We start from the raw sequence: 22788 nt of genomic DNA on the forward strand, positions 1-22788 counted from the left end.
TATTGTTTTTAATTACGCATAACCCATTCGAAAGTTGCCCCTGATGTCGCGATTTAGAAATGCATGTTTGTTTGGCCAGATAAACGCATGCTGAACCTCGATGGGCAAGACGCGCTAAACACGCCGGAATACAGTTGTATGCCTTCATGTGGCGGATTAACGCGAGAGTTGAGAAAGGGGCAAATGTCTGAAGCGTACTCTATTTGTTGTCCACAAAAGACGGGAAGGTTAATGATATGACTGATACATCTATAACGTTTTTGCTTGTTGAGGCATGCGGGTATTAGACCTTAGATACCGAACCTACTTCTGGCTAGGGTAATGAACTGCGGTCGATCCGTTCATCCCTGGGTCACAATAAAATATACGAATGCAACGACGAACAGTGGATACAACAATGCCAATCTTAAGTTATCAATATGGCAGTCTGTTCTAAATAGCTTATGCCCCAAAACGAGTTAACAAGTTGTCAGTAGATCAGTAACAAACGGACTTTCTGTCTTAGACATTTTCATCATTACACCCGTGTGATGTAATTCATTACTACCCATCAAAAACTGGATAATTATACAGTCGTATTCAAATTATAAGGATTTTTGAACGATTTTCATCCTGTATTCGTGCGCGTTTTCTCATTTTCGTTTAAATAAATAGCATTAAAATTAATTACTTATACTTTTCATTAAGCAGATAATAGGTTTGGGAAACGCGCATGCGCGTTTTTCCAGATGGTGTATTTGAAAAAAAGCTGATAAGTTCCTTTTATTACAAGTAATTAACAGTGCGCGTTTTTACTGGTCTAATGAGGTAAACGCGCATGCGCACTAATAAAATGTTGCACTAATAAAATGTTAACTGCTCTTAGAGGTTTGAGTGATCTACGAAATTCGAATTAATGATGTAGTAATTGGTACTACCAACTTAGAAGGTGGTGATCCGCCGATGGGTTTCGTATTTGGCAGTGTCACTCCAACTGAAAACTATGAGTTTTTATCTGGTGTGGTGAAAGCTGAGCTATATGAGCAGGGCCGAGATACCGAAATTAAATGTGAGTCTATTTCTTTTGAAGACCTTACAAAGGAAATGGGAGAAACGTGCCTTGAAGTCACAGCTCTTATAGATTCTTATGAGGAATATGATAAGTATTTTAAACACCATCGAGAAGCTTATGAAAAACAGTTCTCGTAATCAGCAGTTAACAAGTAAAGGCATTGGACGCGATAAAGCCGCGCCCATGCTTTAAGCGTTATGTGTGAATGACTATGGATTGGCGTCAAATGGAAGTATTTAAGGGCATCGATCTCAATGATTCTTTCGTTTTAGATTGGAATTATGAAAATAACCGCCTGTGCTTTGAACTGGAAGCCAGCATTTGGCCAGAGTCTAAATATTATGTTGAGCCAAAGCTAAATGAATATACGTGTTACCGAAAAGCAATACTTCAATTCGTTAATACAGTTTCCGTAACTGGTTTAAAAACCAAATCAGCTGTAATGTCATCAACTGATCCAGACGGTTCAATTGATTATGGCAACATTGATACATTGCAGGTGGTCGATGGTGGATTTGAGCTTACCGGTGATTTTGGCAATATAAAAATATCTGGCGGGGAGCTTCGATTTGAAATTCACACATAACAATCCGCGTCATTCTGGGCCTTCGGCCCCTGCGACGCTCACAAGTTCGCGCGCATGCGCGGGGCGTTATGTAACAAGGAGAGTAATGTGAAATTTGGAACCATAATAGTTTTTTGGGCTGCACTACTTTCCGCCCCTTCATATGCCGATGAAAATAGCTCAATTGGTTTTAAAACAGTCGCCCTAGCTATGGAAGCATTAAAAATAAAGAAGGGACGAAAATTAGTGTGCAAGGCGGATGGACAATCATCGAAGACCAAGAAGATTCTAATATGGTCTTATGGTCGTTTACCCCAGATTCTCACCCTGCGCATCCTGCAGCAGTAAAACGTAAGGTACTTGAGAAAAACCAAAGTATTTATATTCAAATGACAGCTCTTTGCCAGGCTAAAAAGGCAGCCTGCGATAAACTAATGCAGGAATTTGAAGAGCTTAATCAAAACATCATGAAAGGCTCGTGACACATGTTACATAACAAGTTAAATCATCGGAAAATCCCTCGCAGGCCAAACAACGGCCTGTACGCTCGGACTTTCCGCTGTTTAAAGCGTTATAAGCCATGAGGAAGTTTGGTGAATAAATCGACATTAGGAAAATTGGATGTTTTAAGTGTTTTTATTACTTGGGCGTTATTAATTTTACTTTTGAGCACTTTGGCATATTTAAAGGCTTTTGCTGATCCAAATTCAAGTGCTGCAATTATTGTTTATTTGTTTGGTGCTTTCTTTATTGCAGCACTTAGCCATTTAATATTGGCATATTTTAATCGCTGTCCTCATTGCAATAAGTGCCTTACAATTCAAGGATTTAAAACACCACATCCAGACTCTAGTGGTAGCTGGGATAAAGTTGTTTGGCATTGGTTTTCAGGTACAATAGTTTGCATCCATTGTGGGCAAAAGGTTGATACAAATGGCCTATAACAAGTTGCTTAATTTCGTTCCGGCCACAACAAGTATGGCCTCACTGGACTGCCTTTGCTGCGCTGCGGCAGCCAATTAGCAAAGCCTTAGGAGTCTTGAGTAACATGGAAATTGAAGGAAGAAAATATACTCTTGTTGTTACAAGCGCTAACGACTTCGATACACTTAGCTTGGAATGCACACTCGATAACGAATTAATAATTGAAGCAGAGCTAGTCAGTTATAAGGAAAAACAGGCAAAAATCCACTTCCATAAAAGTGGGCTTTCGCTAAAGGTGGTTGAGGCGTTCATCAATGAGGTCAATAAAGAGCTAATTCATGGCGGACAGAAAAACTCCTAACAAGTTGCTTAATTTCATTCCGGCCACAAACAGCGTGGCCTCCACTGGACTGCCTACGTTACGCTGCGGCAGCCAATTAGCAAAGCGTTATGCGGCCAAGAGCGAATCATGACACACAATAAATTTTATGCTCCAGGAAACTACGAGAGCCCCTTGACGCCCGAAGGACGCGCTCGAACGATTGCTTCATTCCAAATTTGCTGCGCCCCCCAAGAGCTTGCGAAGGATGTTCCAATGAGGCGTGATGTACTAAGAAACCTTATGAGTCCAAGGGCCGTGAGCTATTGGCTGGAGCTAGGATGGCTTAAAAAAGATCGGCAAGGTCGGAAAGGTCGAACTACTGGTTCTGTCATCTAAGGGCTTGGTTACCTGCAAGAATAGCTTGGCAGGCGGCTCGGAAGTTCCGACAACAAAAGCACTTGTGGATCGGTGTGTCACTCAGATGACAGTAGGATCACCTGGATTCAAAGAGATTTCCTTTGCCCCTCTTGAGGATGTGAAGTGACGTGCCGCATAACAATGCGCGCAATCGGACGGCTTCGCTAGGCGTTACATGCTATGAAAGTATCTGAGCTTCAAGAAAAATTTATAGATGAGCTAAAAAAGCTGCTTCCGGAGTGGACGTTTGTGAAGTGCAATCGTCACTTCAAGCTAAAGCGTGAGAATGTAGTGTGGTTATTCCATATTTCATGTATCAACCACGAATCAGATTTCGATGCAGTTGGTAACGTAGCTGTAGAATTTCTTTCAGGTAAAGAACGAGTGTGTATTATCGGCGCTGAACTCGGAAATATTAATGGCTCCGGCCAAGCAAGGTTTCCAGTTTCCTCATCAAATGAGGTAATCAACTCTTCAAAGTGCCTTTTCGATTTATTTGTTAAAGTTGGTCAGCCATTCTTAAATAGGTTCAGCAACCCTAATGAGGTAGCTTCAACCCTTAAACGCGGTGGTAAAGAGGCAATGCTTATAAGCCCTTTAATCAATCAACATGAAACGCAAATTAATCGCCTGTGCCATGAATATAGCATCGGCATGTAATCGGGTAGCCGGAGGTATTTAGCCTCCAGCCCCCACACTACCATGCATGCGGCTCCGCACAGGGCGGTTCATTTAGAACGCCTAACCTGTTTTCTGGTTCGGATAGTGAACTGCAATCCATCCATCTCTCAGTGGACATAAACCTGCTTTCTTGAGATACTCATTACTCAGCGCTTGCTGTATCCCTGGTGTTTTCGAGCTTCGCCACGGCCCTTTGCTTGTAATTCCACAAGCAACGGCCGCTTGGATCCTGACGCCATGTTTGAGTAAGTTTTGTACCTTAGTCCGTGGCTTTCGCCATTGACGCCAGTAGCACATACGTACTCGACGACGGATCCAGTGGTCTAAATCGACACACCCTTGGTAAGCGTTGGCTATGCCAAAGTAGTTGATCCAGCCTTGCATGTATTGCCGCACTTTAAACAATTGATAGCTCATGCTCACGCCCCAATTGCGGTTTGTCAGTCGCCTTATCTTTTGTTTGAAGATGTGCAGTGTTTTGACATGCCACTGGATCTTTCCGCGGTTAAAGGTAAACCCTAGGAACTTGCTTTGGCCTACCTTAACCACTTGGCTTTTCTGTTCGTTAACAACCAGTTTTAGCTCAGTGGCAAGATAGCGAGTAATACTCTTGAGGACACGTTCGCCCGCTCGTTGAGACTTGACCAAGATGATAAAGTCATCCGCGTAGCGGGCGAAGTGATGCCCTCTGCTTTCCAGCTCTTTATCCAGACTATCCAACATGATGTTTGATAGTAATGGTGAGAGTGGGCCGCCCTGAGGTACGCCTTCGAAGCTTGCTTCAAATTGGTCGTTGATCATCACGCCAGCACGCAGGCATTTACCAATAAGCGCCAGCAGACGCTTATCCTGTACCTTGCTCCTTAACTGAGTCATTAAGAGATCATGATTTACTCGATCAAAGAACTTGGACAGATCAACATCGACGGCAAATTTGCGTTTATGTTTGATGATATCCCTGACTTGCAAGACCGCTTGTTTGGCATTCCTATTCGGTCTAAAGCCGAAGCTATTAGCCGAGAAGGAAGGGTCAAACAACGGCGTGAGAATTTGAGCAATTGATTGCTGTATCACACGATCAATGACGTTAGGGATACCCAGTTTGCGTTTACCGCCATCGGGTTTGTCGATCTCTACGCGTCTGACTGCTGAGGGTTGATATTCACCTAACTCAAGTTGAGAATTACACTGTTGCCAACCGCCTTGCTGCACCCAAAGCGGGAAGGCTTCGATGGTCATGCCATCGATACCAGCCACGCCATTATTGGCTTTAACCTGACGCCAAGCTCGGTGTAGATTCTCAGGCTGAAGCAGTTGTTGGAATAAATCGCTGTTGAAGGCTGGTTGCTCATTTACAGTGGCCATTAGATCAAGTGGTTTCGTCGTCTTGTCCCCTTACTTCGTGGGGGAGGCCCTGCCAACTCACCTCTAGCCTACGCCTCATATGATGTTCTTGTTCATCAGCTCGCAAATTTGCTAGCGGCTTCCTTCAAACCAATCATCAATGATAAGCCCTTGCCATTCGCTAGTAGTTAACGTTTAATAACAGTATGTTATTGAACAGTGACCTTCCTACAGAGGACTTTCACCTCATTAGTTCATGCCCATGCTGGGCGTACACAAAACGTGCCAGCGGGACAAAGTGCTGCGCACTTCGCCCCTTCACTTGGCGTTATGTTTTCAAGGCAAAGTATGACTGAAGCACCAGAATACCGTGAGTTTACTGGCACACAGAAAGCGTTCGACGAAATTGAAAGAAAATATTCTGACTCGAAGAAGACTGTTGCTATAGTTGGTCAGCGTATCGATGGTGCTTACACGTATTTTGTTTACAAATGGGATATCACTGATTGGGAATATATTGGTGAAGGGTACTGGTCGCCTTCTGGAATAGGTGGTTTTTTCCAAGATTTAGATTCAGCTAAAACAGAGGCTTATCTGAACCTATGAATTTAGTGATAACCTCTGAAAAACATAACAAAGCGCTATTGTCGCCGTTATCGTGGCTGGGACGGCATACGCTACTCTTCAGCCGCCCCAAAGCTTGGCGTTATACAACATTCAATATTTGGATAAATTAATGGGATTATTTTCAAGTGGAACAAGCAATTCACCTGTTTTAAATTGGGAAGCATTGAAAAATAATGGTGGTTTGGGATCTAGTAAATATACATACAGAACCAAGGTTCCTGGTGGGTGGCTAATATCTTCATTCGTTAGTGAAGGCATGGGGTTAACTTTTATACCAGACCCTAAGCATGAATGGGATGGCAATTCACTCTAAAAACAATCTGTACTTGTTGTATAAAAATGCGTTTAAGACAGATTCCCTACACTCGGCATTTTTCAGTTTAAGTCGAGTTTTGTGTCTAAGGTGCGATGGTTTGGGTTCGGTGTTAGCGTTGATCACACCTTAACGTGGCGTTAACCCATAGATATATTTATCTGAAACCGATTAATTAGAACCTAAGACCCAACAAGCTTTTGTCCCAAAATTGAGCCAATGAATCAGTATGGGGTAGTGTGAATCACACGCCAAAACCAGTCTGTTTGTGTTGGCTTCGGGTTAACCAGCTTTGGCCCAAAAATAGATAGAACAACTTGAGTAATGATACAGAGTGTCCACTATTACTGGCTCAGATCATTGAAAGCTGACTCACCACTTTGGTGCAGCCCATGGCTATAGAGTTAAACAGCGGCGTATGACAAATCGTTTGTTTCGCTCATTTAGGCGGGCTAAAGCCCGCCCCTTAACCAAACGTTATAAGACAGATAGGAAGCACCGGTGTGAATCATTTGTATAGAGTTGTTCCTAAAGAAGATTGGGTTGAGGCTCAGCGTTGCGGGCATGTCCCTCGATGCTAAGCAGATAAACGGCGGGGCAGAGTTCATCTGAATGAGTTGAAGGATGTGGAGCTTGTAGCGAACCGATGGTTTTCTGTTGAGGAAGAGCCTGTCGTTCTTGAGATTGATGTTTCTGGGGTGGCGGAATATCTGAAATGGGAAGAGAGGGCTGAGGAACCTTTAGCTACCTGGCCAAATCTTTATGTTGAGGGCGTAGCAGTTGAAAATGTGGTTCGAGCTTTTGCGTTAGACGCAGGGCAAGATGACGAAGGTGCTGTCTCGTTTCGGATAGGAAAAGCTCTGTCTGAGTAGTCTGTATTCTAACTAAGCGTTGGAGCACTCTATGCGCAACTGTAAATTAAAAAGAGGGATCGGGTGAATATCTATTTTTCTGACTATTTCGGGGTCAGCAAAGAAGAACTTGATGCTTATGGTGCATTTAGTGTATCTCTCATAAACGACCTTCCTATTTTTATCGATCCTAGCTGCGTTTAACCTTCATATATTTAAGGAAAATGATGTTTTTTAAGTTTATTAAGTTGGCTTTTGCTATTGTTGTTTTTTTCTCTGTGCCGCTAAGTGCCAAGGAAAGCACTGAGTTTAAAATTCAAAATACACATACCCTACAAATAAAATCTGAAGGAAGCGGATTGGAATATGAACTATATATCCGCTTGCCTAACGATTATTCAGAAAACAACAAAAAATACCCGTTGGTATTGTTAAATGACACAGGTTATTCAGTTGCAGTGGCGAGTGGCATTGTACATCTGATGGCAGGCCGAGATATTGAGGATGTCATTATTGTAGGGATTTCATATTCCAAAGGACATAACCCTTTGCTTAGTCGCACCAGAGACTACACGCCAACATTTGCTCCAAATGAAAAACGAGGGCATTCGCTCGAAGTTCAGAAGTATTCAGGTAAAGCCAGTCAGTACATTAGTTTCATTTCAGACGAGGTTTTACCCCTGATTAGTCAAACATACCGAATCAGACAGGATAAAAAAATATTTGTTGGTCATTCATATGGCGGATTGCTTGGTGCTAACATCCTGATTACCAAACCAGAGTTATTTGATTATTACATCTTAGGTAGTCCATCGTTCTGGTATGACAACAAAGTGATGTTTCGACTTGAAAGTGACTATGCAAAAAGCAATAAGGACATGAAAGCAAGGGTGTTCATGTACATAGGCAGTGAAGAAGGTAGTATGGTGGAGCAAATGCTTGCATTTGAGAATCAGTTAAAATCACGAGATTATCAAGGGTTAAACATTCAATCCAAAGTATTGCTAGGGTTGACTCATCACAGTGCTTTTGCAGTGTTATTAACGGATGGCCTTCAAAAAGCCATTCCAAGACAAAGCAAAAGCAGCTAACAAGCAAATTTGATCGCCAGCAAAAAGCGCCGGCTGCGACGTTAACTCGCTACTCGGTTTTCCGCGCTAAATTTAAGCGTAATAGGACTTAAAGATGAACGAGGCAGAAGATCAAATTATCGATAATTTCTTGAATGAGATATGCTTTTTATTCCCAGAAGTGAAACGCAAAATGGATTCGCACGATGTCTCTATGACCACTTCAAAAATGGAGGAGTTTGCAAATGCTACTACTCAGGCATTTTCTTCTGGCAATATTGCGTTAGCTCAAAGCTATCTAGATTACATAAATGAAAAATTACCCAATGCGCATCCAAAAGAGTTTGAGTTTATTGATGTGTATTATGTAGAACATTTGTTTTGGCAGGCTAGCCAGAAAACTAAAGAAATGGGCTGGCCTTTAGTGCCAACAAAGCTACAAAGTTTATATGTTGCATTTCATGGTAAACCTGCCCTATAACAAGTTGTAACACATCGCCCCGTTGGGGCTTTGACTGGTGCCGCTTCGCGCCGACTGCACGTGTGCAAAGCGTTAAATTGCAGTCAAGGATGGTGGATTATCAAAATAGAGATTTATGATGTGTTTAGCGGCGAATCGGCTTTTGGCAATCCTTGTGGAGTGTTAGAGCTAAATAACTGGCTGTCTGATACTGAGTTGCATCAAATTACTCATGATGTTGGACTGCCAGTGACTTCGTTCATTACTAACGTCGACGGACAATTTCACATTCGCTGGTTTGCATTGGATGGTGAAATTAACCTTTGTGGTCACGGTAGCGGTAGTTTGGGAGCTGGTGCAGCGATCCTTTCTAAGTACCAATTGGAAAAAGTAGTTTTCAACAGTAAACACGGTGAGGTCGTGATTTCTAAAAGAAATGGCCTATATTCACTCGTATTGCCGAGTTGGGAAGGTAAGCCTTGTTCTGTTCCAGCAGAAATAGCTGATTTGGCGATTGATGCCATTGATGTTTTTTCTACTCGAGATTTAGTCTTAGTTTTCCCCTCGGTAGAGACGGTAATGAATTTCCAGCCAGATTATAAGCGCTTGAGAGAAATCAATGAATATCATGCTTTAATTGTAACGGCTGCAAATAGTAATAATGGTTATGTTCTAAGATACTTTGCTCCAAAAATTGGCATATCTGAAGATTTGGCAACAGGCTCAGCACAATGCTCTCTTGCACCGTATTGGTTTAAAAAATTTGGTTCAGACTTATTGAATGTGCGTCAACTTTCAATGTCCGGTGGTTATTTTGAAGTAGAGCGAGCAACTGAGAATTCAATAACAGTATTTGCTCAAGCAAAGCTGCGAGCAATTGCAATTTAACTAACGCTTCAATAGGGACTGTCAACGCGTGGCGTTTCCTGCCCCATTGAGCCGCGGTGGTTGCGATTGCTGTGGTTTACTCTATATCAACATCGACTTTACTAGCAAGGTAGGTAGGCCCTTATTCAAGAGCCCATTTTGAGCGTATCAGTAGATTTGACTGAATAATTTAATTTTCTGACCAAACTCGTTGAGGGACAGGTGCTTACTGTTACCGCTTCCCACTAAAATGTAGAAGGTATTGTTCGTTTCAAAGATGCAGTTATGGTGAGTATGGATAACCATTGTGGTTCTGACCCATCCACCACTGGGGAAACGGCCTTGGCCATCTTCAATTATGTGATTCGCCAGTACCAGCTCTTTAATAGGGTGAGTGCCAGGGGTGCCTTGTGGGACATCAATAATCCAAATGATCCACTCTGAAACGACGCACCAAGCTTTGAATGGTTGGATTGACTTACAATGCAATTTCATCTGTTCAATATCATCCATTCGACAACCATATGCGGTAGGGATGCCTTCAAGAGAGAACAGTTCTGCTGTTATTTCAGCTTGTTGAGCCAGTTTTTCTATCATGGGTTGCTCCTTAAATATTAAAGGCGCAAGTGCGTTTAAGCAGCTGATTTACGCTATAAACCGGACTGCATATCACGAACATTGCAACAACCCAATTTTAGTTTAGATGTTCAATACGATTCTGCCAGTAGACATCATTAAAATTAACTTACATAAATGACTCTCTCTTCAGTACAAGACTGTCCATCATCAATTTTTCACTGTGTTATTCGAGACCCATTTTGAAGGTAATTAGCTTGCCATTTTTTAGCCGTTAACATTTAATAACATCAGCTTAATGAAGGAGGTCTTGCGTAAATATATTTTGACTTCGATCGTTAATGCTCAGTTTCGGTATAGGTATGCTAAATCTGTTTGGAGTCGCTGCATTGATGCGTTTTTCTTTGCGCGACTGCAGCTTGGCATTCAAGCACTGTTTGTTAGGTTAGGGGCAAAGGAGCTGCAATGAAATATCTCGTGATACTGTTCGCCATTGGTTTGAGTGCATGCGCATCCAAACCAAACTTTCCTCAAGCCGGTATTGGGCAGACCTATGAGATTCTTGGGGCAACAATAAGTTCACCCAATGAGCCTAACTGGTACTTGATGCAACATGACCAAATGGGCATTTTCTTTGGCAAAGAAATGACGTCTAAAACAGATAGTCTGATTGCAAATGCATTGGTGTTTGGTGTCGGCGGACATGAAGATGATGACTCATTCTTTGATTATGTGATTGCAGAGCGTGAGAGAAACGATGATAAAACGAGATTCGTCGACCGAGGTGTGAAAAACAACCGAGCAACCTTAAATGGAAGCGCCTGCGTTAAGTACGACACCATTGCGGAAGACCACGCAAGCAAAAGTAAGAGCAGCCAACCATTTCAATATTTCAGCACTATGGGCTATATCTGTAGGCATCCTGGCAACAAAAGCGTCGTGATCCAGCTTGAGGTTTCGTATCGTTCTGATCTACAGAATGTACCTAATGGTATTACACTTATGTCAGATCAATTTTTCAACTCCTTAGAGTTTATTAATAATAAAGTGAAGTAATGAAGCTGTTGAAATGTCGGTATCTAGCAGAACCGCACCAAACATCGGATACTGAACAACAACCGGACGTTAGTTTTACATATCAATCCGATTTTGCTTATGAGGGAAGGAATTAGCGCTATTGGCTTAAACAAGCGCAGCGTTAATTATACGAAGACTAAGGAGACACACATTGAAGTGGGCATTTATAGACTATGAGAACATTGGATGTCTTAGTAAAGTAGACCTCGCTATTTACAGCAAAGTGGTTCTATTCCTTGGTGCGAAACAGCCAAAAATTGACCTTGGCGACACTAAATACGATTCTCCTATCGAGCTTGTTTTAGTTCAACTTAAGGCAACTCAGTCCAATAACCTAGACTTCCATCTATCATATTACCTCGGTAAGTTTGATAGCGAAGCTTCTTCAAACGTATCATTTGAAATCATCAGTAATGATCAAGGTTTTTCACCGCTAATTTCACATATCAAAACGAATGGCAGAATTTGCAAACAGGTCAAAGTTGCCACCGCACCAAGTACAAAAAGTAAATTGATTAGCTCATTAACGTCGAAGCCTAAAGAAAAGCGACCTAAAAAGGTCGTAAGTCTTCGTAACCATATTGCGGCTCATATGGGGGTTAAGGGAAACGATGTAGCGATACAAAATTATTTCAACCAACTGGTGAAAGAAGAACTCGTTAAGATTTCTGGTGATACAGTGGAGTACAAATACTAGCTGATTATTCCATGTATTCTCTTAGGTTTTTGGCCGTATTGTTTTTATGAGTCAGGAGCTCGATTCAGAATTGAATTATCATAAAAATTAATCACTTAAATGATTCTGGTAATCAGAACGAAACTTAAGCATTGAAAATATCCGACGTATCAGACTGTTTTGCCCAAAAACGCGTTAATAAGACTTAACTAACTTTTTCAAAGAAATTATGTGCATAAACAAGGTACTAATAATTTGCTCAATGAAATCACATTAACTGTTGCTAAATTAACGGCTTGTAAAATCCGTCCTATAAACTCTAGTCGAACAATCCAATAGTGATTTAACGTTATGTAATTAAATATATTTATATCATGCATAGAAGAAATTCGAACTTTAGATGATGCATCAATCTAGCGACAATCTGAACTGAGGTATTATTAAAAAGTCCTCCAAAGGGATTGTCTAGTTAAAAGCTAGTGGAAATTTGAGATCAACCAAATCACCATGAAAACAAAGACAAGTAAATCAGATACATAGGGCTCATTGGTGATGTGCGAATGAAATTTTCAAACTAACCACTTTGAAAAAAAGTTTTCGTTAGTGAACCTCAGACGCATGTTTGATTTATTTTATGATAAAGTTGCAAAAATGCAACAATATCAATGACCGTTAATGATTAATCGAGTAAAATGAAATGCATCGTAAACTACGCAAAATGTGTGCGTGATTTGCGTATTTTCAGGTTCATACACGTGCCTACCAATGTAAGTTACACGAAAAAGGGTAGCTATGAATCGAATGTGACAATATTTATCGCAGACGCTGTAAATCAAAAAAAATCAAATAAAATGAGAGCGATGATGTTTAAAGGAATAAATAAAAAAACCATTGTATCTGTCTATAAGCCAGTAGAGTTTCCTGCCGATACAGCAGAAGAATTAGCCATCCACTTTGATGTAGAAAATATTGCTAAACGAATGGCACGTCAGAATCTACCGCCAGGTGATGCCAGTAGCGTTGATGCACAGGAATTGCAGATTAGGCAAGAAATGGAAAAGCGAGCAATCCAAGCAAAAGCAAGAATTCAGCAAGATGCTAATTACAAAGAAATGGAGATTTCAAATATTTCGATCGAACGTGACTTAGCTGATCTTACTGCGATTCCGGAAACGTTTAGTAACACTATAAATCGCGAGTACCAAGAAGCTGAGGCTGAATTAAAACAACTCAAAGAGCAATTCACTGTTAGCTTAGATGATTTACAGGCCTTTAAACGCGAAAATAATCTTAGACGTGAGGCTGATTATCCTCTTAGCAAATTAAAAAGTATTGGTTTATTAATGGTAATGCTCATTTCGGAAACTGTTCTAAATGCTAATTTTTTTGCACAAGGGAATGAATTAGGTTTACTCGGTGGTGCATTTCAGGCTCTTATCATATCGCTCTTGAATGTAAGTATTGGATGTTTTTTTGTAGGTGTGTTGATCCTTCGATTCAAAAACCATGTATCTCCAATGAAACGCACTCTTGGGTTGGTTGGTACAATCTTGATGAGCGTATTGGCTTTAATGGGTAATCTATATGTTGGTCATTATCGTGATGCAATGAATATCGACCCAGATAATGGGGCTACAGTTGCGATTCAAAACGCCAGTGAGGGCCTATTTGCTTTAAAGGATTTTAACTCTTGGATACTCGTTGCGTTAGGCGTAATTGTATTTTTCATAGCTCTCTACAAAGGATATAACTGGGATGATATATATCCAGGGTATGGGCGAGTTGCTCGTAGAGCACAATCAGCAAAGGATGAATTAGTTGTGACAAAGGATGAACTTTGCGATTCTATTCATGAAGTCTATGAAGATCATTTAGCAAAAGCTGAGCAGCATTTTAGGAAAATTCAGAAAGACAGAAATACATTGAATATTTTATTTTCGTCAATAAAAAATGATTTCGGTCTTTACCGCAACTATCTGTCAAATCTACGAAATGCCTATGAGTACCTAGTGACTCTTTATCGACAAACCAACAAGAAAGAGCGTGAAACACCACCACCGAGTTATTTTTCACTCCCAATCGCTATTTCATTCGATGAACTAACTGAAGTCAGTGAACCTATAGATCGTCGTCAACAGTATGATGAGTGTCTGAACAAAGCAGCATCAGAGTTCCCTGAAATTAAAAACAAACTGCTTACTGTGCAAGCCGAGAAAGTAAAGTTAATTGATGAGGTTTGTAAAATATGAGTCGAAGTAGAGCTAACAAAAAAAAAAGAGATGATCTCTATGGTATTTTGCTTATAACATTTGCAATCATGGTGTTCGTCGCTGGCTTTTTCTTTTTTATAGATGTAAGTAAGAACCAAGTTCTAAGAGATGAAAAGGACAATTGCCGTATTGATGGTTTTATAGCTAAAGAGAGCGTATTACTTGTAGATACAACTGATTCAGTTAATCCTACGCAATACCAAGCAATTAAAAATAAACTTGAACTTATTTTGGATAATTCAATAGTTGATGAGAGAGTAACCGTCTATACAATCACTGAAGACCCAACAAAAATCTCGCCACTTATAGTTACGTGTAACCCAGGTGACGGCGCAGATAGAAGTGAATGGACTTCAAACAAACGGCGCTTGAAACTTAATTGGGACAAAAAATTCAAAGAAAAACTTGAATCAGCTGTGACTGGAATATTGGAAGCAGAACTAACAAAGCAATCACCTATTTTGGATGCAATCAAAGCGGTAGGAGTATATTCCTTTTCCTCATCAAAAGCTGAATTTAAACAATTAGTTATCGTTTCCGACTTGTTACATCACACGGCTGAATTATCACACTACAGACAGCCAAAGCTTACGTATAGTTCAGTTGAGAATAGTCCCTACATGGGGTCTGTATTAGCAAATCTAAATGGTGCAGAAATTGAAATACTCTATTTAACGAGACAAAAAGACTACATCCGCCAAGGTCGTACTCATCTTTTGTTTTGGGAAAAGTATTTTGAAAAGAGCAACGCTGTAGTAATCAAAATTAGTAATGTAAATTAAGGTATGTCTATGGACAGCAAAGGTAAAATATCGGGATTTCAGTCATCAATCATAAACCGTACATCTCTTAAGCAGTCATTTGTTATCGCTGTTATTTTAGGCTCGTTTTTTACACTTGTCGGTGCAAAGCTAAATTCTAATTTTATGGGTTTCTTTTTACCTGTAGTAGTGATTTGTTTATACTGTTTTATTGTTGTGAAGGGGTCATTAGATGTGCCAAGAGTTGTCGCTGGTGACAGTTGCTACTATTTGGGATTTATTTTCACTCTTGTATCTTTGATAGCATCACTTTGGCTAATTTCAGATGCTCCAGAACATGGGCAGGTCAATTTTAGCCAAATTGTCTCATCATTTGGCGTCGCATTGGTCACTACAGTAATAGGGTTAATTATGCGTTTGATAATTACTACTTTTGATGTGGAAACTAAGCAACGCCAAGAGCAAATTGAACGAGACATTGAACAGTCATTGGAAACATTTAAAGGACAGATTGATGTGCTCGTTAGTATTGTCACCTCGAGTGTTATTAAGGTTAGCTCACAAACTGAGCAGACAATTATTGATACCCTGAAACAATATGAGATAGTGAATCAAAATATCTTACTGAAATTGGAAACAAACTTTGATGACGCTCAACATAAGTTTGCAGTTGCTATCGATAAATTATCAGAAAAAGTTAATGACATTGAAGTTTCCGAAGATGTCATAACAAAACCTGTGTTAGCTTCGATGAAAAATTTAACTGATAATCTTGCCATTTTCAGTAAAAGCTTTACTAAAGGTGCTTTGCAATTACAAGGTAACAATGAAAAACTTGCTACTCATATTGCAAGTAGTACAGATATTATCAATCTTCACATTAATGCTTTTGAAACTAAACTCAGTGCAGTAATTACTGAGCAAGCTAGTCAATATCATCATGTATTGTCTGAAATCGGCGATGCTGTGTTAGCTAATTTTGTCGATATCAAGGATATTAAGTTCGAGGCCGAAAAAAATATATCATCAAAAGCTGAAAAGCTATCTGAGCAATTTGAAGCACTGTCAACGGCTATTGATAAAACAGTACCTACTCTAACATTATCTCTAACTACGCTAGTTGATGAAACGTCAACAATTCATAATCAATTATCAGGGACACCACAAATCATTCAGACTTATATTGATGGTTTGAGCGAGCTTTCTGAGAAATTCAAATCAGTTACATCAGAGCTTCCTCACTTGAATGACATTAATGAAAAACTTTCAGACTTTGAAAAGCTATTGGAAGTCTCAGGAAAACGAACCATAGAAACATATAGACGTTTTGATGAGACCGCATCAGCTACTGAAGAGTATACAAGTCAAATTGCTAAGGATATTGCAACGGTTTACACTAGCCTTGCACAAGAAATTCAGAAGCTTAGAGGCAGTACAGTGTGAGACTAACAGATACTAACAAGAACAAGAGTTCAATTTTAGATACATCTCTAACCGAGCTCGCATTTATTTTCTTTTTTATCCTGCTATTAGTATCAGTTTGGAAACTGAATGAACAGGAAATAAAGCTGTCAAAACTTGAAATCTCAAACCAAGAGCAAAAAAGTCTAAATGAAAAGAATCAAAAAATTAGCGAACTTGTAGAAAAATTAAAAGAAAAATATGGAGAGGATAATTTTGATGAGTATTTTACAGAAATAAATAAACTACAGGAAAGCGTAAAAAGAGCTAACGAGCTTGAGATCGAGCTTAAAGATAAAACATCTCAACTGGCCTTCTTAGAAAATAAATTTTCTGAGATATTTAATATTAATGATAAAAACAAAATTATCGAAAAATTAAAAGAAAGTGCTGAGCTCAATAAGTTGATTAAAGATGCGTTACCAAACGTGACCAATACAAGTAAAGCACTGAAGCAGATTCTACTCGAACATAATGATGTCGTTGGTCAGAATAATAATTTGCGACAGCAAATTGTTAAATTAGGAAACGGGCTTGTTCATCCACCTTGTTGGGCGGATGCAAAAAGTGGAGCCATCGAATTTATTTACGACATTACAATTTTTGAAGATGGTGTAACATTTTCAAGAGGTTGGCCTGACTCAAGGAATGAGCAGGCTTTGACTGATCCTTCAATTGTTTCAGTTATTGGCACATATAAAAACAATAATGAGCATCTTGCAAAAACAAAGTCTATTTTTGATGATTCGGTGAGAAAAGGATGTCGACATTTTGTACGGATATCAGATAAAGCAATATCGAAGGACGCGTTTAAAAAACAACTATTTGCTATTGAAACTCACTTTTACAAACTATTGACAGAGGTTAAGTATGGAAAGTGAAAAGGAACAATTAATTCATTCTCGAAATTTATTTCTTGGGGAATTCATTAAGATTAAAGTCTTTATTGATGAAAACTATTTACATAGAAATATTGAAAATAGTGCTGGATTTATAACATCGATAAAACGAATGCTTGGTTTTAAAAGCACAAGAAAATAGAATTATATGAAAAGTTGTTTTACTTTTTAAAAGGATAAAGTATGAGTAAGCTTATTTTTATTCTGCTAAGTATTTTCATTGTCACGAAGTCTAATGCTGGAACACAAGAATCTGTTACTGTTTCTACATTAATAAGTATTTATGATGGTGACAGCTTTACTGTCAATGTTGATGAATGGCCACCAATATTGGGCCAAAAAATTACAATTAGAATTAAGGGTGTAGATACTCCAGAGCTTCGGGGGAAATGTAAAAAAGAAGTAGAAATGGCAAGGTTAGCAAAACAGTTTACTGTTTCTAAACTCCGAGAGTCTAAAACTATTCGCCTTACTGGTATTGAACGAGATAAATATTTCAGGATTTTGGCTGACGTTAGTTTAGACGGTATAGACTTAGGACGTTTACTGTTAGAAGCTAAGCTTGCTGTTCCTTATACTGGAGCTAAAAAGCTTGAATGGTGCAATATTTTGTAATTTCCATATTTTCATACAGTCCCTTGTAAATAACATGTTAATTTTTGTCAAAATAAAAAATCACGGTTTATGTGACGTAGTATTGCTTAATTCTTGTATGAAGTACGTAGATAAGCACAGCTAACCTAACATCAGAACCGACTCTATACGATTTATCTCTGTATAGTCGGTGAATTGATAAATGATCTCGCGGCGAATAGTCATATCCATTCGTTCTGAAGTTGTAAAATCCATGGCTATAAGCTCACTGTTGGCATTTCCCCAATAGTTAATGCCCTACTAATGTATATCTTCCCATTGGGATAAGTGATTTTGTAAATTACTTTGGTTTCTTTAATCGGTTGAATCATCATCTTTCTCGAAGAGTTGTAATTACTTTATCTATAGTGATACTTCCCTTTGGGTGGATTTTGGTGCGCAATCTCCGGCTTTTTAATAACACTCAGATGATCATTGCACTTAGGGCAGAGGTTGAGTAACGAGCTGCCTTCAAAGTCTAATTTACAGAATACGCAGCGATACATCTCGACTGTTCTTTGGTCGAGCTTAGCTATTTGCTCTTTAATCCGGTCTCTTGTGGTCTTGGGTTCATCATGCTGCTTTCTACTTTGTTGGTGCTCAAGCCACTCCTTTCGCCTTGGGTTGTAGATCCAATGCTTTCCCTTGATAGCTGTTTCTAGCCATTCATGGAGCAGCTGTGTCGATGATTTTATCTTATGTGATTCACTGAATAATTTCGAGAAATGGATTAATTCAAGACAGAGTACCGCTGTACGATGATCCCCACTCAAATTATTATATATCGGTGCGGGGCGCCCAGGGTGACTTATGTAAATGCATAACTTGCGGCCTGATACCATTAGGATTATGTCAAACATCACATCCTGCTCATAGCTATCAAGTGTTATGTTCTGGTGCTCAATGGTTATTTTCGCGCTTTTGGTAATGACATGCTTGTCGCCTTCGAAGTCTATCTCCAAAGGTGGCAACATCAACATGCCTGTCTCCTGCAACATCTGCTTGAGCATGTAGCGTACCGAGACAAAGAAGGAGAATTGGCAAGCCTCAATCTCTTCTTTACAGCCGCCTTTTGGATCATGAGAAAAGTGGGAGGCATAAACTTCACCCTGCCGAGCGATTAAAGAAATGCCACACGATGGACAAACACAATCACAAGCCTTGCCCCTTGTCGCGGCATCTGCATCGATATACACGCCATCACTACGAAGGCCAAAGGGGATTAAGTTCATGAAGTTACTTGCACAGTTTCAATCCTTCCTGAAGGATTGGGTTGATGTTCACACGGGTTACTCCACCCATTTTATCCTGCACTTGTTGAATAGTTTTGTTTTCCTGCTTTGCTATAGACTGCTGGTATTCCAACATCGAACTATCAACTTTCCATATAGGGGAAATATCGACATACCCCTTACTTATAGCAATACCGTTAACTGCATATTCTATATCATTGGCAATGAAAAATACCGCCTGCTCATAGCAAGCGATCTCTCCACTCTCAACTGTAAACGGCCAACTTTCACCATAACTGTATTGTTGAATTTCTTTAGCAGTTGCAGCTAAGCTCAGCGCTAAAATTGAGAAGGCTAGAATTGTTTTACACATGGTTACATCCATGATATCAGAGTGTTATGCCATCAATCTTACTTTATTAATCAGACCATACATAGAATCAAATGTCTATGGACAGTATAGTTTGATAGGTTCCATTAAAGTTTGTCACTTTTATCTCAGCCAGTTCACGTGACCGAGGTTATGTGGATAGATTATTGCTAACACGCCTTTATCCAAAAATGAGTTTTTTATTTTTGACTTTATAGAAATTTAGTTAGCACGGATTGCGATATCAATGTCTTTGGGGTGGCAGAGCAGTGCCTCTAACATAACCGCTTCAGTTTGAAGCCAAAAATCAATTTCAAATAGGCTAATTAGCAAAGGCATTCTGCCATGATAGGCTTTGCACTTTTCTGTGGGCTCAGTCGTTAATGTAACTAGCTGGGTAAACTCTGCGTTTGGATAGCATATTCCGGCCATGTAAAGAGGCTCTCCTTTATCATGACTAAACAGATATTTCTGTTTTTGTTTTTTACCTTCCTCGCGCCATTCATACCAACCAGAGCAGGGCACAACGCAGCGGTGGCTCGTAAATGCGGAAGCAAACGTTTTCTTTTCTCGCACGGTTTCAGCCTGTGCATTGATCAATAACTTTTTCGACCAAGCAGGCTTTATTCCCCAGCTACAATCTAGCAGCTGAAGCTGGCTATCGGCCATTATAATCACCGACACTTGTTCGGTAGGGCGCAAATCAAGGTTAGTTTGCGGATTAAATGGCACACCCAGTTGAAGGGATACCGTATTAGCGAGAAAACTATCAATGCTTATGCGTCCGCACATTAGGCCAATTCCTCAATATTTTTATCTTTATACAATAGACTAAGTGAAAAAAATCAGTATGTGCGCCACAAAAGTCTAGTCTGTACCTCTCACGAATTAAGCCGCCATGAACAGTTAGTTCTCTGTCTGCTGTAAAACAAATATCTATTTTTATTAGTGGGTTATAGCTTGGAAAATGTAGTCAATTGAGTATTAGTGAAGATAGACATCAGAACAAGCTCAATGAAAAGTGGGTCATCTTGATTGATTTTGCATTTTTGACCCGCTGTTACTACATTTCAACGTAGCTGAACAGGTTGTTTATTTGCAAAGGAAAGCAGAACCATGATCTTCAGACCAGTGCGGGTGTTTGTCACAACATTACTTTTAACCACTTTTAGCTTCTTAATCTTGTTTCTGGTGCAGTTGTCGGAACCTACCTGTGTTGATGATTTATCTGAACTAAAAGATATCGTTGCAAAGATACACCAGACGGGTGACACCACCGCGGTGAATTTTGATGTGGGGTTTGATAAAGAAAAGAACCAATGGTGTTACATCGAAACATCACAATAATTCTTGCCAGTTATCTAACAACGCCTATAATTACTGTATATAAAAACAGTGGTGTTAACTATGCGTATTATCCCCATCTATGCCAGTGCCGGTATTACTGGCTTCGAAAGCCCTGCAGCTGAATATAGTCAGTTGGGTCTGAGCCTTGATGAGCTGTTAGTTGTGCATCCTAGTGCGACCTTTATTGGTATCGCAAAAGGTGACTCAATGCAGGGCGTGGGCATTTTTTATGGCGATTTACTGATTGTTGACCGCCAGGAAACCGCACGTCATGGTGATGTGATTGTTGCCAATTTCAACGGTGAATTTGTATGTAAAATCCTCGATAAAACGCATCGCATGCTACTGTCGTCGAATGAACAGCACCAACCTCAGCCTATTCACGACTACGATAACTTTACCATTGAAGGTGTTGTTATTCGTTCTGTTCGTTGCCATCGCCAAAGTCCATTATTAGCGGACATCTGATGTTTGCCTTGGTTGACGCCAACAGTTTCTATTGCAGCGCCGAGCAGGTATTTAGACCTGATTGGCGTGGTAAGCCAATGATTGTGTTGAGCAACAATGATGGCTGTATTGTTGCGGCAAACAAGCAAGCGAAAGAACGCGGTGTGCCTAAGTTTGCGCCATACTTTCAGGTCAAAGACCTGTGTACGAAATTAGGTGTCATTGTTTGTTCAAGTAACTATGAACTCTATGCTGATTTATCTGCAAAGATGATGAATATCATTGGCCGATTTGCACCAGAGCAGCATGTCTATTCCATTGATGAAAGCTTTCTCTCCTTTAAAAATTGTTACCCCGCCATTAAGTGCTTACAAACCCAAGGTCAGTTGATTCGAAAAGCGGTTTGGAAAGAAACACGTTTACCGGTTTGTGTCGGCATAGGCTCAACACTCACACTGGCTAAAGCAGCCAATCACGCGGCAAAGAAGTTACCTGGTTATCAGGGTGTGTGTGTTATCGATAATGAACAAGACAGAATTTCAATTTTACAATCAATGAATGTGAATGATGTCTGGGGCATTGGGCGTAGGATAAGCAAAAAACTTGAATTGATGAACGTCAATACCGCCTATGACTTAGCCAAAATCCCTGCAGGTTTAGCTCGGAAGCAATTTAGTATTGAAATAGAACGCACTGTGCGTGAACTTAATGGGCAAGCGTGCAAAGTGTGGGACGAGGCGAGGGCGGATAAGAAGCAAATATTCTCAACTCGTAGTGTGGGCGAGCGTATTACCGAGTATGAGGATTTACTCCAAGCCTTAAGTAAACATGTGGCGATTGCCGCAGCGAAAGCGCGTAAGCAAGGTTCTAGCTGTAAAACTATGTTGTTGTTTGCCAGCAATTCCCCCTACGATGAACGCCCAACAGGCTTTAAGACCTTAGTGCACTTTGCTTGTGCCACCGATTGCAGCATTGAACTTACTCAAGGTATGACACAAGCAGCATCTCAACTTTTCCGTGCAGGCGTACGTTATTATAAAGTCGGCGTGGGCCTGATTGATTTGGTCAGCACCCAGCATGGCCAGTTAGATTTATTCAATGTCTCAAAAGCCAAGCCCGAGTTAATGAAGACTCTTGATGTCATCAATCAACGTTATGGCACAGACTCCTTATTCATTGCCGCTCAGGGTATCGAGCAAAAATGGGCCATGCGCCGAGACCTGCTCACGCCACAATACACTACCAAGTGGAATTGTTTGCCCGAAATAAAGTGTTGAATAGAAGGACTAACACGTTTATGCCCCATTATCAGTTAGACCAAATACACTACAGTTTTGAGTTTCAAATCTGTCACAATTTCCTAAATTGCATATCTATTCAACTCATTGACCTCAATCTCAAGCTAAAATAAATAAGGACATTTCTAAAGTCATTTAGGGGTCAGTTATGTGGACGAAAAAAGGCCATCGAACTGGGCAGAAAAAGCCCTTTAAGCTCGAGGATATCTGGCGTATCCGCACTAGACTCGAAATCGAAGGTAATATCAT

The 22788-nt window shown here is 40.1% G+C and carries 26 protein-coding genes and 2 pseudogenes; 23 read left to right on the forward strand and 5 right to left on the reverse strand.

What is annotated here, in order from left to right:
• The first annotated feature begins 873 nt into the window (after window positions 1–873).
• The 6 genes from L5M10_RS15225 (at window position 874) to L5M10_RS15250 (ending at window position 3939) form a co-directional block, all read left to right on the forward strand.
• On the forward strand, window positions 874–1188 hold the full coding sequence (locus L5M10_RS15225; RefSeq protein WP_182751884.1) for a hypothetical protein: 315 nt from the start codon (window positions 874–876) through the stop codon (window positions 1186–1188).
• A gap of 74 nt (window positions 1189–1262) precedes the next feature.
• Window positions 1263–1637 carry a hypothetical protein gene (locus L5M10_RS15230; protein WP_263255507.1) on the forward strand — a complete coding sequence of 125 codons (375 nt, stop codon included), beginning with the start codon at window positions 1263–1265 and terminating at the stop codon, window positions 1635–1637.
• 87 nt (window positions 1638–1724) lie between these two features.
• Entirely contained in the window at window positions 1725–1964 is a 240-nt protein-coding gene (locus L5M10_RS15235) for a hypothetical protein (RefSeq protein WP_263255509.1), read from the forward strand.
• 245 nt (window positions 1965–2209) lie between these two features.
• Window positions 2210–2560, forward strand: coding sequence for a hypothetical protein (locus L5M10_RS15240; RefSeq protein WP_263255510.1), 351 nt, complete (start codon window positions 2210–2212; stop codon window positions 2558–2560).
• A 104-nt stretch (window positions 2561–2664) separates the two neighbouring features.
• Window positions 2665–2901 (forward strand): hypothetical protein, encoded by a 237-nt coding sequence (locus tag L5M10_RS15245; RefSeq protein WP_106650479.1) that lies wholly within the window; start codon window positions 2665–2667, stop codon window positions 2899–2901.
• 558 nt (window positions 2902–3459) lie between these two features.
• Window positions 3460–3939 carry a hypothetical protein gene (locus tag L5M10_RS15250; protein ID WP_219234170.1) on the forward strand — a complete coding sequence of 160 codons (480 nt, stop codon included), beginning with the start codon at window positions 3460–3462 and terminating at the stop codon, window positions 3937–3939.
• An 81-nt stretch (window positions 3940–4020) separates the two neighbouring features.
• On the opposite strand, the gene ltrA is transcribed toward L5M10_RS15250, so the two are convergent.
• Window positions 4021–5325: a group II intron reverse transcriptase/maturase gene (ltrA, locus tag L5M10_RS15255; protein WP_263255511.1), complete on the reverse strand. Its 1305-nt coding sequence runs from the start codon at window positions 5323–5325 to the stop codon at window positions 4021–4023.
• Window positions 5326–5652: 327 nt separating this feature from the next.
• Between ltrA and L5M10_RS15260 the strand changes: the two genes are divergently transcribed.
• The 6 genes and pseudogenes from L5M10_RS15260 (at window position 5653) to L5M10_RS15285 (ending at window position 9513) form a co-directional block, all read left to right on the forward strand.
• Complete coding sequence (locus tag L5M10_RS15260; protein ID WP_263255512.1) at window positions 5653–5910, forward strand: hypothetical protein; 258 nt, start codon at window positions 5653–5655, stop codon at window positions 5908–5910.
• Between the two features lie 130 nt (window positions 5911–6040).
• A complete protein-coding gene (locus L5M10_RS15265) occupies window positions 6041–6244 on the forward strand; it encodes a hypothetical protein (protein ID WP_220777824.1) in 204 nt (67 codons plus the stop codon).
• 596 nt (window positions 6245–6840) lie between these two features.
• A pseudogene (locus L5M10_RS15270) lies at window positions 6841–7116 on the forward strand (DUF952 domain-containing protein); the annotation flags it as partial.
• A 206-nt stretch (window positions 7117–7322) separates the two neighbouring features.
• On the forward strand, window positions 7323–8186 hold the full coding sequence (locus L5M10_RS15275) for an alpha/beta hydrolase (protein ID WP_219234174.1): 864 nt from the start codon (window positions 7323–7325) through the stop codon (window positions 8184–8186).
• Between the two features lie 94 nt (window positions 8187–8280).
• Window positions 8281–8646 carry a hypothetical protein gene (locus tag L5M10_RS15280; protein ID WP_263255513.1) on the forward strand — a complete coding sequence of 122 codons (366 nt, stop codon included), beginning with the start codon at window positions 8281–8283 and terminating at the stop codon, window positions 8644–8646.
• 30 nt (window positions 8647–8676) lie between these two features.
• On the forward strand, window positions 8677–9513 hold the full coding sequence (locus L5M10_RS15285; RefSeq protein WP_263255514.1) for a PhzF family phenazine biosynthesis protein: 837 nt from the start codon (window positions 8677–8679) through the stop codon (window positions 9511–9513).
• Between the two features lie 147 nt (window positions 9514–9660).
• Here L5M10_RS15285 and L5M10_RS15290 read toward each other — a convergent pair whose 3' ends face one another.
• Entirely contained in the window at window positions 9661–10089 is a 429-nt protein-coding gene (locus tag L5M10_RS15290) for a DUF6957 family protein (RefSeq protein ID WP_263255515.1), read from the reverse strand.
• A gap of 444 nt (window positions 10090–10533) precedes the next feature.
• On the opposite strand from L5M10_RS15290, the gene L5M10_RS15295 reads away from it, so the two are divergent.
• From L5M10_RS15295 to L5M10_RS15325, 7 genes are all read left to right on the forward strand, one after another.
• Window positions 10534–11124: a hypothetical protein gene (locus L5M10_RS15295; RefSeq protein WP_263255516.1), complete on the forward strand. Its 591-nt coding sequence runs from the start codon at window positions 10534–10536 to the stop codon at window positions 11122–11124.
• A 172-nt stretch (window positions 11125–11296) separates the two neighbouring features.
• A complete protein-coding gene (locus L5M10_RS15300) occupies window positions 11297–11842 on the forward strand; it encodes a PIN domain-containing protein (RefSeq protein WP_261272569.1) in 546 nt (181 codons plus the stop codon).
• Window positions 11843–12624: 782 nt separating this feature from the next.
• Window positions 12625–14070: a hypothetical protein gene (locus L5M10_RS15305; RefSeq protein WP_263255517.1), complete on the forward strand. Its 1446-nt coding sequence runs from the start codon at window positions 12625–12627 to the stop codon at window positions 14068–14070.
• Window positions 14067–14873 (forward strand): hypothetical protein, encoded by an 807-nt coding sequence (locus L5M10_RS15310; protein WP_263255518.1) that lies wholly within the window; start codon window positions 14067–14069, stop codon window positions 14871–14873. The genes L5M10_RS15305 and L5M10_RS15310 overlap by 4 nt, the downstream gene beginning before the upstream one ends.
• 9 nt (window positions 14874–14882) lie before the next feature.
• Window positions 14883–16295 carry a MotA/TolQ/ExbB proton channel family protein gene (locus L5M10_RS15315; RefSeq protein WP_263255519.1) on the forward strand — a complete coding sequence of 471 codons (1413 nt, stop codon included), beginning with the start codon at window positions 14883–14885 and terminating at the stop codon, window positions 16293–16295.
• Complete coding sequence (locus L5M10_RS15320; RefSeq protein WP_263255521.1) at window positions 16292–17194, forward strand: hypothetical protein; 903 nt, start codon at window positions 16292–16294, stop codon at window positions 17192–17194. Before L5M10_RS15315 ends, L5M10_RS15320 begins: the two co-directional genes overlap by 4 nt.
• Before the next feature lie 201 nt (window positions 17195–17395).
• Window positions 17396–17827, forward strand: a complete 432-nt coding sequence (locus L5M10_RS15325; protein WP_263255522.1) for a thermonuclease family protein — start codon at window positions 17396–17398, stop codon at window positions 17825–17827.
• A gap of 377 nt (window positions 17828–18204) precedes the next feature.
• Here the strand turns inward: L5M10_RS15325 and L5M10_RS15330 are convergent, their stop codons facing one another.
• The 3 genes from L5M10_RS15330 to L5M10_RS15340 all read right to left on the reverse strand — a co-directional run bounded on the left by L5M10_RS15330 (window position 18205) and on the right by L5M10_RS15340 (window position 20239).
• Entirely contained in the window at window positions 18205–19077 is an 873-nt protein-coding gene (locus L5M10_RS15330) for a hypothetical protein (RefSeq protein ID WP_263255524.1), read from the reverse strand.
• A 4-nt stretch (window positions 19078–19081) separates the two neighbouring features.
• The gene (locus L5M10_RS15335; RefSeq protein WP_263255526.1) at window positions 19082–19450 is read right to left on the reverse strand and encodes a YebY family protein; all 369 of its coding nucleotides are present in this window, start codon (window positions 19448–19450) and stop codon (window positions 19082–19084) included.
• A gap of 219 nt (window positions 19451–19669) precedes the next feature.
• Window positions 19670–20239, reverse strand: coding sequence for an SOS response-associated peptidase (locus L5M10_RS15340; RefSeq protein WP_263255527.1), 570 nt, complete (start codon window positions 20237–20239; stop codon window positions 19670–19672).
• 324 nt (window positions 20240–20563) lie between these two features.
• Here L5M10_RS15340 and L5M10_RS15345 point away from each other — a divergent pair, with 324 nt between their 5' ends.
• The 4 genes and pseudogenes from L5M10_RS15345 to L5M10_RS15360 form a co-directional block, all read left to right on the forward strand.
• A complete protein-coding gene (locus L5M10_RS15345; protein ID WP_263255528.1) occupies window positions 20564–20794 on the forward strand; it encodes a hypothetical protein in 231 nt (76 codons plus the stop codon).
• Window positions 20795–20854: 60 nt separating this feature from the next.
• A complete protein-coding gene (locus L5M10_RS15350; RefSeq protein ID WP_107404054.1) occupies window positions 20855–21262 on the forward strand; it encodes a LexA family protein in 408 nt (135 codons plus the stop codon).
• A complete protein-coding gene (locus L5M10_RS15355; protein WP_263255529.1) occupies window positions 21262–22518 on the forward strand; it encodes a Y-family DNA polymerase in 1257 nt (418 codons plus the stop codon). Before L5M10_RS15350 ends, L5M10_RS15355 begins: the two co-directional genes overlap by 1 nt.
• Before the next feature lie 169 nt (window positions 22519–22687).
• Window positions 22688–22788: pseudogene (locus tag L5M10_RS15360) on the forward strand (integrase); the annotation flags it as partial.

It is taken from the genome of Shewanella sp. SM32 (assembly GCF_025654235.1).
In the GTDB taxonomy this organism is placed as follows: domain Bacteria; phylum Pseudomonadota; class Gammaproteobacteria; order Enterobacterales; family Shewanellaceae; genus Shewanella; species Shewanella oncorhynchi.

Bases quoted from the DNA above. Each gene is read 5' to 3' on its own strand.
- L5M10_RS15230 (WP_263255507.1), top strand. From the start codon at position 1,263: ATGGATTGGCGTCAAATGGAAGTATTTAAGGGCATCGATCTCAATGAT.
- L5M10_RS15245 (WP_106650479.1), top strand. From the start codon at position 2,665: ATGGAAATTGAAGGAAGAAAATATACTCTTGTTGTTACAAGCGCTAAC.
- L5M10_RS15280 (WP_263255513.1), top strand. From the start codon at position 8,281: ATGAACGAGGCAGAAGATCAAATTATCGATAATTTCTTGAATGAGATA.
- L5M10_RS15340 (WP_263255527.1), bottom strand. From the start codon at position 20,239: ATGTGCGGACGCATAAGCATTGATAGTTTTCTCGCTAATACGGTATCC.
- L5M10_RS15265 (WP_220777824.1), top strand. From the start codon at position 6,041: ATGGGATTATTTTCAAGTGGAACAAGCAATTCACCTGTTTTAAATTGG.
- L5M10_RS15250 (WP_219234170.1), top strand. From the start codon at position 3,460: ATGAAAGTATCTGAGCTTCAAGAAAAATTTATAGATGAGCTAAAAAAG.
- L5M10_RS15325 (WP_263255522.1), top strand. From the start codon at position 17,396: ATGAGTAAGCTTATTTTTATTCTGCTAAGTATTTTCATTGTCACGAAG.
- L5M10_RS15345 (WP_263255528.1), top strand. From the start codon at position 20,564: ATGATCTTCAGACCAGTGCGGGTGTTTGTCACAACATTACTTTTAACC.
- L5M10_RS15330 (WP_263255524.1), bottom strand. From the start codon at position 19,077: ATGAACTTAATCCCCTTTGGCCTTCGTAGTGATGGCGTGTATATCGAT.
- L5M10_RS15335 (WP_263255526.1), bottom strand. From the start codon at position 19,450: ATGTGTAAAACAATTCTAGCCTTCTCAATTTTAGCGCTGAGCTTAGCT.
- L5M10_RS15350 (WP_107404054.1), top strand. From the start codon at position 20,855: ATGCGTATTATCCCCATCTATGCCAGTGCCGGTATTACTGGCTTCGAA.
- L5M10_RS15260 (WP_263255512.1), top strand. From the start codon at position 5,653: ATGACTGAAGCACCAGAATACCGTGAGTTTACTGGCACACAGAAAGCG.
- L5M10_RS15310 (WP_263255518.1), top strand. From the start codon at position 14,067: ATGAGTCGAAGTAGAGCTAACAAAAAAAAAAGAGATGATCTCTATGGT.
- L5M10_RS15315 (WP_263255519.1), top strand. From the start codon at position 14,883: ATGGACAGCAAAGGTAAAATATCGGGATTTCAGTCATCAATCATAAAC.
- ltrA (WP_263255511.1), bottom strand. From the start codon at position 5,325: ATGGCCACTGTAAATGAGCAACCAGCCTTCAACAGCGATTTATTCCAA.
- L5M10_RS15275 (WP_219234174.1), top strand. From the start codon at position 7,323: ATGTTTTTTAAGTTTATTAAGTTGGCTTTTGCTATTGTTGTTTTTTTC.
- L5M10_RS15290 (WP_263255515.1), bottom strand. From the start codon at position 10,089: ATGATAGAAAAACTGGCTCAACAAGCTGAAATAACAGCAGAACTGTTC.
- L5M10_RS15355 (WP_263255529.1), top strand. From the start codon at position 21,262: ATGTTTGCCTTGGTTGACGCCAACAGTTTCTATTGCAGCGCCGAGCAG.
- L5M10_RS15295 (WP_263255516.1), top strand. From the start codon at position 10,534: ATGAAATATCTCGTGATACTGTTCGCCATTGGTTTGAGTGCATGCGCA.